Source organism: Acinetobacter guillouiae CIP 63.46 (assembly GCF_000368145.1).
GTDB lineage: Bacteria > Pseudomonadota > Gammaproteobacteria > Pseudomonadales > Moraxellaceae > Acinetobacter > Acinetobacter guillouiae.
In genome coordinates this window covers 462,136-475,571 of record NZ_KB849282.1, presented here as the reverse complement: position 1 = coordinate 475,571, position 13,436 = coordinate 462,136, and the positions used below count along the sequence as shown (strand labels likewise).

Genomic DNA, 13,436 nt, shown 5'->3' with positions numbered 1-13,436 from the left:
ATGCATTGAGTATGCCTTAAACAACAATTGGACATTATTTTGTTTTTAAATAATTTCAGTTGGCTTTATATTTCATCATAAATAAATCAATACTTTCGGTGATGATTTGCTGTTTTTCATCTTCCGTAGGAATCGGGCGAATCCCCAATAAGACCTCGTGGTGTCGAACACCCAATAATAATGACAAAATTAAATTAATTTGTTTTTCAATATCATCCGTTTGAATAAATTTAAGTGTGACCGCTTGTTGGAAAAAATCTTGCCAAACTGCACACATTCTTTGATGGGAAGAATTATAAAACTGTAAAGCCAAAGGATTTTTTTCTGCGGCAAGTTCTAACAATAGATGCTCAAGTTTAATGGCTTCAGGTAAGCTAATGACAGTGAGTGCCAACTCACACGCCTGAAAAAAATGTGCATAAAAATCACTTTGAAGATTGAGTCGTAATGGTCGAGCATCGATAGACGCTTCACAGGTTGCTTCAATGGCACAACTAAATAAAGTTTCTTTATCTTGAAAATGGTTATATACCGTCAGCTTTGTGACGCCTGCTTCTTTGGCGATTTGATTCATGCTTGAACCGTGATAACCCAATTTTAGAAATAGCTTTTTGGCGGCTTCCAAAATGTGTTTCCGTTTTTCTAAGTCCTTTGGACGTCCAGCTGTTATTTGCACAATAAGTTCCAAAAAAAGAAAAATAGGTCAATTACTCTATACATGATTCACAATTACTGTACCATGCAGTATATTAATTAAAAAATGAGCAAATAAATATACTCATTCTATTTTGCCCGAAAAAATGCATTTGATTAAGAGCCTTGCCTATGCGTAGTTTAAATTTAATGATCACGAGCCTATTGGTATTGTGTAGTGTAACAATAGTGGGGTGTAGCAAACCAGCACCTGAAGCGGAACAAATTCCCTTGGTGATGGTGACCCAACCTACAACATCACATGAAGACCAAAAAAGTTATGCAGGGGATGTTCAAGCTCGACAGCAAACAGCATTGGCATTCCGTGTCGGGGGACAAATTACAGAACGCTATGTCGATGTTGGGGCTCGTGTCAAAGTTGGGCAAGTCTTAGCAAAACTTGATGTGAAAGATGCCCAATTACAATTGAACTCAGCCAAAGCACAACTTGAAAGTGCCCAATCTGCGGCCAAGGCTGCAGCAGATGAATTTAAACGCTTTCAGCAGCTCTTACCGATCAATGCTGTGAGTCGCTCACAATATGATTCAGTCAAAAATCAATATGATGCTGCTCAGGCAAGTTTAAAACAAGCCCAATCTAATTATGATGTGAGCGCCAATCAAACCGGTTATAACCAATTGATTGCCAATAAAAATGGGGTGATTACCCAACGTAATATTGAAACTGGGCAAGTGATTTCAGCAGGGCAGGCGGCGTACCAACTGGCGATTGATGGTGATCGTGAAGTGGTGATAGGTGTACCTGAACAAGCCATTGCAGAGATTAAAGTCGGTCAAAATGCATGGGTGACTTTATGGTCTAAACCTCAAGATCGATTTGCTGCCTATGTTCGAGAAATTTCTCCAGCAGCCGATCAATCACGTACATTTATGGTTAAAGTGGCTTTAAAAGAAGGGCAGTCTGCAATTCAACTTGGGCAAAGTGCGCGGGTATTCTTTAATCAAAATATTCAAAATGTATTGAGTGTGCCTTTATCTAGCGTCTCAGCAAATAACAATCAAGCCTATATCTGGGTGGTGAATCCAGACCAAACGATTCGTAAAGTTTCAGTGACTTTGGGCAGCTATGGTCGTGACAGCGTTACTGTCGTGAAAGGCTTAAATCCTGGACAATGGGTGGTTGTAGGAGGGGTACATTTACTTCGTGAAAAGCAAAAAATAAAACCGGTAGACCGTGAAAATCGTGCTGTAACTGTTCAAAAAGGAGCATGATCATGAGTCCATTTAATTCCTTTAACTTGTCAGAATGGGCACTCAAAAATAAAGGATTAGTACTTTATTTTATGATTCTATTGGGTATTGTTGGGCTATTTTCCTATTCAAAACTCTCTCAGAGTGAAGATCCACCCTTTACTTTTAAAGTCATGGTGGTACAAACCTATTGGCCTGGTGCAACAGCTCAAGAGGTTTCTTTACAAGTTACCGATAAAATTGAAAAAGAACTGATGAGCACAGGGCTCTATGACAAGATTATGGCTTACTCGCGTCCAGGTGAGTCTATGGTCATGTTTATGGCAAAAGACTCATTAAAATCTAACCAAATTCCAGATGTTTGGTATCAAGTGCGTAAAAAAGTAGGCGATATCAAAACACAATTACCTTCTGGTGTTCAGGGGCCGTTCTTTAATGATGAGTTTGGGGATACCTTTGGGAATATCTATGTCTTAACAGGCAAAGATTTTGATTATGCAACGTTAAAAGAATATGCAGACCGTTTACAGCTTCGCTTACAACGGGTAAAAGATGTCAGTAAAGTCAATCTGGTGGGCTTACAAGATCAAAAAATCTGGATTGAGCTTTCCAACACTAAAGCCGTACAAATGGGCGTACCAGTTACTGCAATCCAAGAGGCTTTGGCAAAGCAAAACAGTGTGACCAGTGCTGGCTTTTTTGAAACAGGCACTGACCGTATTCAAGTACGAGTCAGTGGTGCTTTAAAAAGTGTCGATGATTTGAAAAAAATGCCCTTGTTGGTGGGAAATAGAACCATTCAACTGGGCGATGTTGCTGACGTTTATCGTGGATTTAGTGAGCCTGCACAACCTCGCATGCGTTTTATGGGCGAAAATGGAATTGGTTTAGCGGTTTCTATGCGTAAAGGTGGTGACATCATCGCACTGGGTAAAAACCTAGAAACGGAATTTAAGACCTTACAAAAATCACTGCCTTTAGGTATGGAACTGAAAAAAGTTTCAGATCAACCAGTGGCTGTTCAACGCAGTATTCATGAATTTGTCAAAGTTCTTGCAGAAGCGGTCATTATTGTTTTATTGGTGAGCTTTTTTTCGCTTGGTTTTCGTACAGGCTTGGTGGTGGCATTTTCGATTCCACTGGTGCTTGCGATGACTTTTGCAGGCATGAATTTATTTGATGTTGGCTTACATAAGATTTCTCTAGGAGCCTTGATTCTGGCCTTAGGGTTATTGGTTGATGATGCCATCATTGCCGTCGAAATGATGACCATCAAAATGGAACAGGGCTATAGCCGGATGAAGGCAGCTGGTTTTGCATGGACCAGTACCGCATTTCCGATGCTGACCGGAACATTAATTACCGCAGCAGGTTTTTTACCTATTGCTACAGCCGCATCAAGCACAGGGGAATATACCCGTTCAATTTTCCAAGTGGTGACCATTGCCTTAATTGTCTCATGGATTGCTGCTGTGGTTTTTGTTCCTTATCTAGGGGATAAGTTACTTCCAGATTTTAACAAAGTGCCACAAAAAGCACCGTGGTATCAGCGTCTTCTTGCAAGATTACGTAAGCAACCAGAACCTCAGCCCGTGATTCATCATACTGGTGAGCATTTTGATCCATATCAATCTAAATTTTATCAAAGCTTTAGAAAGTTGGTGAATTGGTGCGTGACCTATAGAAAAACCGTCATTTCAATTACGGTTGGGGTTTTTGTCCTGTCTGTGGTGATGTTTAAGTTTGTACCCCAACAATTTTTCCCGTCTTCAAACCGTGCCGAAATTTTGGTTGATTTAAAACTGGAAGAAGGCGCATCACTGACTGCAACTGAAGATGCTGTGAAGAAAGTCGAGGCATTTTTATCCAAGCAAAAGGGTATTGATAATTATGTTGCTTATGTCGGGACAGGTACACCACGTTTCTATCTGCCTTTAGATCAACAGATGCCACAAGCCAGTTTTGCACAATTTGTGGTTTTAGCATCGTCACTGGATGATCGTGATGAAATTCGTAAATCCTTAGATACGCAAATTCGCCAATTATTGCCACAGGTGCGTATTCGTGTCTCTTTATTAGAAAATGGTCCTCCTGTTGGCTATCCATTGCAATTTCGTGTATCGGGTGAAGACATTGCAATTGTTCGTCAGGAAGCGCAAAAAGTTGCTCAACTGGTGGGTGAAAATCCAAATACCGCAAATGTTCATTTGGACTGGGGTGAGCAAAGTAAAATCATTTCGTTGGTGATTGATCAAGATCGTGCCCGTCAAATGGGTGTAACCTCAGAAGATTTGGCGAATTTTTTAAACAGTTCGATATCGGGTGCAATTATCAATCAATATCGTGAAAAACGTGAGCTGATTGATGTTCGTATCCGCGGTGATCAGGCTGAGCGTGTCAATGTTGAAGCATTATCCAGTCTTGCTGTTCCAACAAGTAAAGGTACCACCGTACCTTTGGCGCAGATCGCTACGCTTCAATATAAATTTGAAGATGGTTTAATTTGGCACCGCAATCGATTACCGACCATTACTGTACGTGCAGATATTCGGACCAAGTTACAGCCTGCAACGGTGGTCAATGAGCTGGCTGAAAAAATGGATCAGCTCCGTACAACCTTACCAAGTGGTTATTTGTTAGAAGTTGGTGGCGCGGTAGAGGAGTCGGCAAAAGGGCAAACCTCTGTGAATGCAGGGATGCCATTATTCCTTGCGGTGGTATTTACTTTGCTGATGCTGCAGTTAAAGAGTATTTCTCGCTCATTCATTGTATTTTTGACAGCGCCGTTAGGTTTAATTGGGGTGGTCTTATTCCTGCTCTTATTCAATAAGCCTTTTGGTTTTGTGGCGATGCTGGGTACCATTGCATTATCTGGAATGATTATGCGTAACTCACTGATTCTGATTGATCAGATCGAACAAGATATTCGATCAGGGCAGAATCAATGGGATGCGATTTTGGATGCTACAGTTCGTCGATTCCGTCCAATTATTCTCACCGCCTTGGCAGCAGTATTGGCCATGATTCCGCTTTCTCGGAGTATTTTCTTTGGACCAATGGCAGTGGCCATTATGGGTGGCTTAATTATTGCGACACTTTTAACGTTATTTTTCTTACCAGCGCTGTATGCGACTTGGTTTAAGATTAAAAAAACTACAGAAAATACATAAATTGTTGAGAATATTAGGTGCGAAAAATTGAAAACTTCAATATAGTAGCACTTAATCTTTAACAGAAAATAACATAGGAAATTTTATTGCATAATAAGTAAATCGGTATGCAATAAATTTGAGGTCAAAAACACCCATGGGGCAAACAAATCCAGAACAGCATCGTAAATTTATTACGAGCTCTTATTTGTTTATGTTTCTTGCATTGTTTACGGTGATTACAGCCGTGTTGGCGTATTGGTTAGCACGTAAAGTAGCAGTGGCAGATAATGCAGAGGTATGGATACATGCGCAAGCGTTGTGGATTATGCGCAATGCTCTCATTTTTTTGATTTTGGCAGCCTTTGCTGCGCTATGGTTTATTCCGTTAATCTTTTTCTATTGGGACAGTTTCATTTGGGTAAAAGCGTGCACTGTGGCTGGTGTGGTATTTAGTGCCATTGCGTGGTTATATTTACTCAATACATGGCTCAAAGGTTTTACTAAATATTTACAGAAAAAAGCTGTTTTTTAAAAAAAACCACATTTCACGCTTGTAAAAAATAACATCGCCCCCAATTTACTCTGCATAGAAGTATTATCAAATTTTGTGGAGCATCGCCAATCATGGCTAAACGTGATTATTATGAGGTTTTAGGTGTTGCTAAAACCGCTAGTGATGATGAAATTAAAAAAGCCTACCGTAAGTTGGCGATGAAGTATCATCCAGATCGTAATCCTGACAACTCAGAAGCTGAAGAAAAGTTTAAAGAATGTGCGGAAGCATATGAAATTCTTTCTGACGGTGAAAAACGTAGCATGTACGACCGTATGGGTCATAACGCCTTTGAAGGTGGTATGGGCGGCGGTGGCTTTGGTGGTGGTTTCAGCGCCGAAGACATTTTCAGTCAGTTTGGTGACATCTTTGGTGGCGCTTTTGGCGGAGGTGGCCGTGGTCAGCAACGTGCGCGTCGTGGTTCCGACCTGCGTTATGTCATGGAATTAACACTCGAAGAAGCGGTGAGAGGCGTTAAGAAAACCATTACCTTTACTGCACCAGCACCTTGTGATGTGTGTGATGGTAAAGGTTCAAAAAATCCAAATGATGTAGAAACCTGTAAGACTTGCCATGGTGCAGGTCAAGTGCGTATGCAACAGGGCTTCTTCTCTGTTCAGCAGACATGTAGTACCTGTCGTGGACAAGGTAAAATTATTAAAAATCCATGCAGCAAATGTCATGGTTCAGGTGTATCAGATCGTCAGCAAACTCTTGAAGTTACTATTCCTGCAGGTGTTGATAATGGTGATCGCGTTCGCTTAACGGGTAAAGGTGAAGCGATTCGTGATGGTCAATCTGGTGATTTATACGTTGAAGTCGTAGTACGTGAGCACGATATCTTCCAACGTGATGGTGCAGACTTATATATGGATGTACCTGTTAGTATCGCAGATGCTGCTTTAGGTAAAGAACTTGAAATTCCAACATTGGATGGCCGAGTCAGTTTGAAAGTGCCTGAAGGTACACAAACCGGTAAAATGTTCCGACTACGTGGTAAAGGGGTAAAACCTGTACGTAGCAGTATGCAAGGTGACTTACTTTGCCGTATTGTGGTGGAAACACCTGTACATTTGACCAGCCGTCAACGTGAGCTATTGAAAGAACTTCAAGCCACGATGGAAAGTGATGACAATAAATCGTCACCGAAGAAAAAATCTTTCTTCGATCGTTTATTTGACTAATTGAGTTTAGATCTTTTCATTTAGCAAGCTAAACATTGAATATGTAAAAACGGAGCAACAGATCTTGTTGCTCCGTTTTTTTTATTTTGATGCTAGATTCGATGGTGATAAATCAAATTCGTTGTCATCCGGGGCAGCATCTATTGAATTATCATCTTGGGGGAGTATCACCGCGGGATGTGTTGCTGGTGTCGATGATTCTGATGATGGAGCGGTAGGCGGTGTGGTGTCTTCGGCCCAAACTAGTGAAACAGTTGTTGTCATCATCAATCCTAAAATGATTTTTTTGAGTTGCATGGTATTTCCTTTGATATATGCTTTTTATGATTGCGTCCAAGCGCTTTTAGTGTAGCGTATTTTGCTACTACATCGTTATTTTGCAAAACGATGTTTGTCATTATTTAGAAAGACTAGATTTGGTATTTTGTGCCTAGTATCAGTTAAAAAAACGCAAAATCGCAAACATAGACGAATTATTAACAGACCTTACAGATCTGAAAAATTTAAATTTTGTTTTTTAGTTATTTTTAGCTGTAATTTAATACACATTTCAAGCAGTTTTTAGATAATTTAAAAATAATATAAGTGTTGATGTTTGGTTGTAGTGCCTAATTTTTATGATGATAATTACAATTGAATTGAGTTATTTTTAAAATGAGAGGTTGAAGGTATTGGAGATACCCTCAACCGCTGAAAAATAGGTACTTATTATTCGATGATTGGTGCATCAATATCTTCAACACGAACTTCTGTTTGAGGTTCAGATGCTGTGTTGCTATTGGGTTGAGCAAGCGTTTTTTCTTCAGTTGTTGCTGATGTTGTTGCAGGCGCTGATTCAGCCCAAACATTTGTCATCATCATGCCGAGTACCAGAGCGAAAGCCACTTTATTCGAATGCATATTGATCTCCTTATAAGCCATATTATTTTCATTCGTGGCATGTAGTCTGCTGTGGGATTCTTGCATTTTGATGAAATAAATTTGAAAAGTTGTAAATTTTTCAAAGTTTTACCGATATATTTTATAAAATTAATCTATTTATTCGTTCAGGCTATTTTGGACCAATGAGCGCATCAGATCCCAAAGCAAGCAAAAAGATCACAGTATTTTTTTATATTGAAACGTCGTCTTAGAACCGAGTTTTGTTATAGTAGAGCCAAATTTTCAAATTCAGATTTAGGAAGATCGTATGTCAGCAGCTCCACGCATTGGTATTGTAGGTGCAGGTGGCCGTATGGGCCGTACATTGATTCAAGCTGTACAACAAGCAGGTTTTCAACTTGCTGCTGCAGTAGAGCGCCCGGAAAGCACATTAATTGGTGCAGATGCAGGAGAGCTTGCAGGAATTGGTGCTGTGGGGATTAAAGTGGTTGGCAACTTGGAAGAGATCCTCAAAGATGTGGATGTGGTAATTGATTTTACTGCGCCTGTTGCAACTGAACATAATTTAAAACTATGCAGTGCTGCTGGTGTTGCGATGGTGATTGGTACAACGGGTTTCTCGGATCAACAAAAAGAGCTGTTAAATCAATCTGCGACTCAAACACCGATTGTTTATGCGGCAAATTATTCAGTGGGTGTGAATGTTTCGATTAAATTACTTGAGTTGGCAGCTAAAGTATTTGGCGATACTGTGGATATTGAAATTATTGAAGCACATCACCGTCATAAAGTAGATGCACCATCAGGTACTGCTCTGATGATGGGTGAAGCTGTTGCTGACACACTGGGTCGTGATTTAAAGAAAGTTGCTGTCTATGGTCGTGAGGGGCATACAGGTCCACGTGAACGTGAAACCATTGGTTTTGAAACGATTCGTGGTGGTGATATTGTGGGCGAACATACAGTGATGTTTATTGGCGAAGGTGAGCGTGTAGAAGTGACACACAAAGCCACGAATCGTATGAATTTTGCTGCCGGTGCTGTACGTGCAGCCGCTTGGGTTGTCGGCAAAGATGCAAAAAAATACGATATGAAAGACGTTTTAGGCTTAAATGATATTTAAGCTTAAAATCTGATGCGATAGAATTAAAACAATTAGTCAAATTTTGAACATTCAAAAATGAAAAAAACAGTGATGTTATTTGCTTGTGTAATCAGTGCTTTTGGCCTGACTACACAAGCTGCTTTACCAAGCAATGCCAAATTGAGTTTGAATAAAAATAACATTCAGGTATGGACATACAAGGATGCCAGTAATTCTGTGTTGTCTTATAAAGCTGAAACAACATTAGACGTGCCGATTGATCGTGCTGTCGCTTTGGTATTGGACGTCAAAAACTCACCGAAATGGGTCCCCAATGTTGCCAAAGCTGAAGTTTTATCTCGCGATGATAAAAAAGGTGAATTCAGCATTTATATGGTTTTAGATTTTCCCTTTCCGTTAAAAGATCGCGACATGGTGGTTAAAGGAACCATGTCTAAAGATGCAAATGGCAGCATTTTTATTAAGAATTCTGCGATTCAGCAAGGTAAAGCATTAAATCCTGACTATGTGCGTTTAAAAGATTATTCAGGTGATTGGACCTTTCAAAAACTCGGTGCCAATAAAGTCAAAGTCATTACCTCTGGACATGCCAATCCAGAAGGTTCCATTCCTGCCAGCTTAACCAATATTTTGGTCGAACAGCAGCCTTATCAGATGTTGCAGAAAATGAAAACAGAATTGGCAAAGAATAAACCCTTTACAGCTTTGCCTGATATTTTAAAATAGGCATTGTTTGATCAATAATCCTGAAGCAGATCACTTATTGACGAAACAACGCTATATTCGAAAAAATAATGCTTGGCAGATCTTTCCGTTCATTTAACTATTGAAAGTAACCTTTCTCAAGGTATTGATGTAGAAAGAAAGGTTACTTGTAGTCTTTGTGACGATTGTTAAGCGCTACGCTGAATGGCTATATTGTTGTGCAGGTGCTTTATTCATTTTCATCTGAATAAAAACCAGCACTAACCCTAAAGCTGTGAGTACCGCACCTGCAATAGACACCGCAGCATAACTCATGCCCATACTCAATACTGCTCCACCAGCTGTTGCACCTAAAGCATTGCCTAAATTAAATGCCCCGATATTTACCGAAGATGCCAATCCAGGTGCTTCATGAGCAACAGACATGACACGCATTTGTAAAGGTGGGACCACGGCAAAGGCCGCTGCTCCCCAGACAATCAGTGCCAATGCTGCACCAATTTGAGTTTGAGCCAGTATAGGGAACAGCAACATGCTCACCATCAGTAACAGCAAGAAACTGGTCAATGTTTTGGTCAGTGACAAGTCTGCAAATTTCCCACCTAAGTGATTACCAATTGAAAAACCAATCCCAATCAGTACCAGCATCAAGGTAATAAACATCGGGCTTGCATGGGTGATGTTTTGTAGGCTAGGCGCAATATAGGTATAGAGGGTAAACATTGCACCTGCACTCATCACCGTGGTGAGCAATGCAAGAACTACAGGCAACCGAGTCAGCACTTTTAATTCTGCTTTGACATCAGGACGTTGACTTGCTTTATCTTCAGGCAAGGCTTTCCATAGTGACAGCATAGTAATCACGCCGAGTAAGGCGATTGCTGCAAATGACATACGCCAGCCAATATTCTGCCCAACCCATGTGGCTAAAGGCACACCACCGATGTTGGCAATGGTGAGGCCCATAAACATGGTGGCAACTGCACTGGCTTGTTTGTCTTTAGGTACGACGCTTGTTGCAACAATGGAACCAATCCCGAAAAATACCCCGTGATTGAGACTGGTCAGGATTCGAGCGGCCATTAAGCCCCAATAATTGGGGGCAATTGCAGCGAGAATATTGCCAATGGTAAAAATAATCATGGCTAGAATAAGCGCTTTACGTCGTGGGAACCGTCCAAACCATAAGGTCATAAACGGTGCGCCAATCATAACTCCGAGTGCATAAGCGGTGATCAGCATACCTGCGGTTGGGATTGAAATATTCAAATTTTCTGCAATTTGGGGAAGAAAGCCCATAGGAGAAAATTCTGTTGTTCCTATTGCAAAAGCACCAATGGCCAATGCGAGCAAGGGAAAATTTAATTTCATGAGGAATCTCAAATATACAGCATATTGAAAATGATGGGGTGTAACAGCGTTTGGTCAATCACTGGGATGGTCATTTACTTTTCAGCCGCTATGTTGATGAAGTGACAAAATAAAGCTTCGCAAGAAAATAATCTTGCGAAGCAATCTAAGTCATGATCAAAAGGCGGTAAAGCCTGTTTCGAAGCCTAGTAAGCAAAAACCTAGCAACCAAACTTTGCTAATCAAAGCCTGAGCCAAGATTTGCGCTGCTTTAAATCACTTTTACTCCAGCAGTGAATTAAACATCCCACTGAGGTGCTAAGTTTTCAGGATCAACCTCACGACCATTACGTTCCAATTGCGCGATTAATTGCATTTCTTCAGCAGATAACTGAATCTCTTGTGCTTTTAAGTTGGCAATTAAGTTTTCACGTTTAGTCGATGACGGAATGACAGCAAAGCCTTTCTGCAATGCCCATGCCAATGCAATTTGAGCGCTAGAAGCCTGATGCTGTTTGGCAATTTCAGTTAATGTTGGGTCATTTAAAACTTTACCATACGCCAAAGTCATATAAGAGGTCACATCAATATTTTGTGACTGTAAAAAATTCACCAACTTATCATTTTGCAAATAAGGGCTAAGTTCAATTTGGTTGGTGGCAATATTTTCAAGTCCTACAGCAGCAATGGCTTGTTGCGATAAGTCGATATTGAAGTTTGAAATTCCAATATGTTCAGTTAAGCCCAGCTTTTTTGCTTCTAACAGGTTCAGCATCATTTCTGCAACAGAAATTCCTAGACTTGGTGCTGGCCAGTGAATCAAGGTTAAGTTGACTGCATCAGTACCTAGTTTCTGTAAGCTGTCTTTAAGACTTGGAATAAGTTTGTCGGCTTGATAATGATCTGTCCATATCTTTGTTGTGATAAACAAATCATCACGATGGATATGGCTTTCTGCAATGGCCTGACCGACTTCTGCTTCATTGCCATAGATTTGAGCAGTGTCTACAGCACGATAACCAACGTCTAAGGCTGTTTTGACCGAGTCAATCACAGTTTGTCCTGTTAAACGGAAAGTACCGACACCAAATTGAGGAACGATGTTTGTCATGCTGGATTTCACTTTATTTTCTGACATTGGGTGTATTTTGCTACTTTAATTGTTGCGGAAAAATACAGGAATATGCAAAATATTATTGACTAGAAATCAACAATAAGCAGAGCGCTGACAGCAATGAAATCTACACTCGAAGAATTACAGGCTTTTATTAATATTGTTGATAGTGGTTCGATTGTTGCAGCAGCAACGCATCTTGAACAAACCACTTCAGGTGTAAGTCGAGCCTTGCAACGACTTGAATCTAAACTGAATGTCACCTTATTAGAGCGAACAACACGTAAACTTAAGTTGACCCAAGAGGGGCAATTATTTTTAGCAAAAGCCCGAAAAATTGTGCATGACCTCAATGAAGCAGAAGATGCTTTATTAAAATCTGACAGTGATACATCTGGGCTGATTCGCGTGGATTCCGCGACACCTTTTGTATTACATGTGATTGCACCGTTGATGCAAGAGTTTTCTCAGTTGTATCCTGAAATAGAAATAGAGTTAAACAGTAACGATCAGATCATCGATTTATTAGAACATAAGACAGATGTTGCAATACGTTTTGGTGATCTTAATGATTCGAGCTTACATGCGCGTTTGTTGTGTAAAAGCCGATTATATATCGTTGCCAGTCCTGAGTATTTAGCTACACATGGTTATCCAGCAACACCGCAAGATATTTTAAATCATACCCAAATTGGCTTTAGCAAAGTCAGCCGTTTAAATACTTGGCCGATTCGAGTCAATGGAGAAAGGCTTACTGTCAAACCAAAAATCAAAGCATCCAGTGGTGAAACTGTCCGTCAACTGTGTTTACGCGGGCATGGAATTGCGAGATTGTCTGAGTTTGAGATTTTAAAAGATATAAAGCAAGGACGCTTGATTGCTCTATTTGAAGATCAAATAGAGCTTTATGAGCAACACATCCATGCAGTGTATTATCAACAAGAACATTTACCAAAGCGTGTCCGTTTATTTATTGAGTTTTTAACGCAAAAGCTGTCAAAGTTTCGATAGTCTTTTGTGGTGGTAAATCCAGACTCAGTAAAGTTTGGCTACTGGGTTTTTGTGGATTGACCAATTGGATTTCAAAATGATCAGTTGCTGTCTGAAGACATTTAAACGTCAAGTCTTTTTGCACCGGGATATTAATCTTCATCCGTTGATCACTACTGGCATGGTAGCGGTAGTTTCGCACAGCTGCAGTCTGGTGTAAGGTGGGTTCTAGATGATCAAGCTGATACTCAGCTAAATTTTGTGTTTTTAAAAAGCCTTCAATCAAAGATTTACATACAAAATGTTGTTTCTGAGCAGCTTGATTGACCTGCTGAGGCTGGCAAGCAGTTAATCCAAAGACAATACTGATTAAAGCGATCGTTCTCATTTTTTTCTCCTTTCAAATCAATTTGTTTGTAAAAATTGGCTGTGAATGAAGCATAAATCTGTTAACTTTACAGATACAGATACAACAAATATTAAAATTTGAGTACAG

At 40.2% G+C, this 13,436-nt stretch carries 13 protein-coding genes; 7 read left to right on the top strand and 6 right to left on the bottom strand.

Annotation, left to right across the window (positions count from 1 at the left end):
* Window positions 1–55: 55 nt before the first annotated feature.
* The gene (locus tag F981_RS04560) at window positions 56–676 is read right to left on the bottom strand and encodes a TetR/AcrR family transcriptional regulator (protein WP_004718853.1); all 621 of its coding nucleotides are present in this window, start codon (window positions 674–676) and stop codon (window positions 56–58) included.
* Window positions 677–825: 149 nt separating this feature from the next.
* Between F981_RS04560 and F981_RS04555 the strand changes: the two genes are divergently transcribed.
* From F981_RS04555 to dnaJ, 4 genes are all read left to right on the top strand, one after another.
* Window positions 826–1,926, top strand: coding sequence for an efflux RND transporter periplasmic adaptor subunit (locus tag F981_RS04555; protein ID WP_004718850.1), 1,101 nt, complete (start codon window positions 826–828; stop codon window positions 1,924–1,926).
* 2 nt (window positions 1,927–1,928) lie between these two features.
* Entirely contained in the window at window positions 1,929–5,075 is a 3,147-nt protein-coding gene (locus F981_RS04550; protein WP_004718847.1) for an efflux RND transporter permease subunit, read from the top strand.
* Window positions 5,076–5,211: 136 nt separating this feature from the next.
* Window positions 5,212–5,589: a hypothetical protein gene (locus tag F981_RS04545; protein ID WP_004718846.1), complete on the top strand. Its 378-nt coding sequence runs from the start codon at window positions 5,212–5,214 to the stop codon at window positions 5,587–5,589.
* Between the two features lie 92 nt (window positions 5,590–5,681).
* Entirely contained in the window at window positions 5,682–6,794 is a 1,113-nt protein-coding gene (dnaJ, locus tag F981_RS04540; RefSeq protein WP_004718844.1) for a molecular chaperone DnaJ, read from the top strand.
* A gap of 81 nt (window positions 6,795–6,875) precedes the next feature.
* Here dnaJ and F981_RS23195 read toward each other — a convergent pair whose 3' ends face one another.
* Together F981_RS23195 and F981_RS04530 are read right to left on the bottom strand one after the other, a co-directional pair.
* Window positions 6,876–7,091, bottom strand: coding sequence for a hypothetical protein (locus F981_RS23195; RefSeq protein ID WP_004718842.1), 216 nt, complete (start codon window positions 7,089–7,091; stop codon window positions 6,876–6,878).
* Window positions 7,092–7,502: 411 nt separating this feature from the next.
* Complete coding sequence (locus tag F981_RS04530) at window positions 7,503–7,694, bottom strand: hypothetical protein (protein ID WP_004718840.1); 192 nt, start codon at window positions 7,692–7,694, stop codon at window positions 7,503–7,505.
* A gap of 289 nt (window positions 7,695–7,983) precedes the next feature.
* On the opposite strand from F981_RS04530, the gene dapB reads away from it, so the two are divergent.
* Entirely contained in the window at window positions 7,984–8,799 is an 816-nt protein-coding gene (gene dapB, locus F981_RS04525) for a 4-hydroxy-tetrahydrodipicolinate reductase (protein ID WP_004718838.1), read from the top strand.
* A 57-nt stretch (window positions 8,800–8,856) separates the two neighbouring features.
* Complete coding sequence (locus tag F981_RS04520; protein ID WP_004718837.1) at window positions 8,857–9,507, top strand: START domain-containing protein; 651 nt, start codon at window positions 8,857–8,859, stop codon at window positions 9,505–9,507.
* A gap of 174 nt (window positions 9,508–9,681) precedes the next feature.
* On the opposite strand, the gene F981_RS04515 is transcribed toward F981_RS04520, so the two are convergent.
* Window positions 9,682–10,857, bottom strand: coding sequence for an MFS transporter (locus F981_RS04515; RefSeq protein ID WP_004718835.1), 1,176 nt, complete (start codon window positions 10,855–10,857; stop codon window positions 9,682–9,684).
* Between the two features lie 277 nt (window positions 10,858–11,134).
* Window positions 11,135–11,947, bottom strand: a complete 813-nt coding sequence (dkgB, locus tag F981_RS04510) for a 2,5-didehydrogluconate reductase DkgB (RefSeq protein ID WP_035372189.1) — start codon at window positions 11,945–11,947, stop codon at window positions 11,135–11,137.
* A 123-nt stretch (window positions 11,948–12,070) separates the two neighbouring features.
* Between dkgB and F981_RS04505 the strand changes: the two genes are divergently transcribed.
* Window positions 12,071–12,961 carry a LysR family transcriptional regulator gene (locus F981_RS04505; protein WP_004718832.1) on the top strand — a complete coding sequence of 297 codons (891 nt, stop codon included), beginning with the start codon at window positions 12,071–12,073 and terminating at the stop codon, window positions 12,959–12,961.
* On the opposite strand, the gene F981_RS04500 is transcribed toward F981_RS04505, so the two are convergent.
* A complete protein-coding gene (locus tag F981_RS04500) occupies window positions 12,921–13,328 on the bottom strand; it encodes a hypothetical protein (protein WP_004718830.1) in 408 nt (135 codons plus the stop codon). The two genes, F981_RS04505 and F981_RS04500, sit on opposite strands and share 41 nt — an antisense overlap.
* Window positions 13,329–13,436: the final 108 nt, after the last annotated feature.

Bases quoted from the DNA above. Each gene is read 5' to 3' on its own strand.
- F981_RS04555 (WP_004718850.1), top strand. From the start codon at position 826: ATGCGTAGTTTAAATTTAATGATCACGAGCCTATTGGTATTGTGTAGT.
- F981_RS04550 (WP_004718847.1), top strand. From the start codon at position 1,929: ATGAGTCCATTTAATTCCTTTAACTTGTCAGAATGGGCACTCAAAAAT.
- F981_RS04545 (WP_004718846.1), top strand. From the start codon at position 5,212: ATGGGGCAAACAAATCCAGAACAGCATCGTAAATTTATTACGAGCTCT.
- dnaJ (WP_004718844.1), top strand. From the start codon at position 5,682: ATGGCTAAACGTGATTATTATGAGGTTTTAGGTGTTGCTAAAACCGCT.
- F981_RS23195 (WP_004718842.1), bottom strand. From the start codon at position 7,091: ATGCAACTCAAAAAAATCATTTTAGGATTGATGATGACAACAACTGTT.
- F981_RS04530 (WP_004718840.1), bottom strand. From the start codon at position 7,694: ATGCATTCGAATAAAGTGGCTTTCGCTCTGGTACTCGGCATGATGATG.
- dapB (WP_004718838.1), top strand. From the start codon at position 7,984: ATGTCAGCAGCTCCACGCATTGGTATTGTAGGTGCAGGTGGCCGTATG.
- F981_RS04520 (WP_004718837.1), top strand. From the start codon at position 8,857: ATGAAAAAAACAGTGATGTTATTTGCTTGTGTAATCAGTGCTTTTGGC.
- F981_RS04515 (WP_004718835.1), bottom strand. From the start codon at position 10,857: ATGAAATTAAATTTTCCCTTGCTCGCATTGGCCATTGGTGCTTTTGCA.
- dkgB (WP_035372189.1), bottom strand. From the start codon at position 11,947: ATGACAAACATCGTTCCTCAATTTGGTGTCGGTACTTTCCGTTTAACA.
- F981_RS04505 (WP_004718832.1), top strand. From the start codon at position 12,071: ATGAAATCTACACTCGAAGAATTACAGGCTTTTATTAATATTGTTGAT.
- F981_RS04500 (WP_004718830.1), bottom strand. From the start codon at position 13,328: ATGAGAACGATCGCTTTAATCAGTATTGTCTTTGGATTAACTGCTTGC.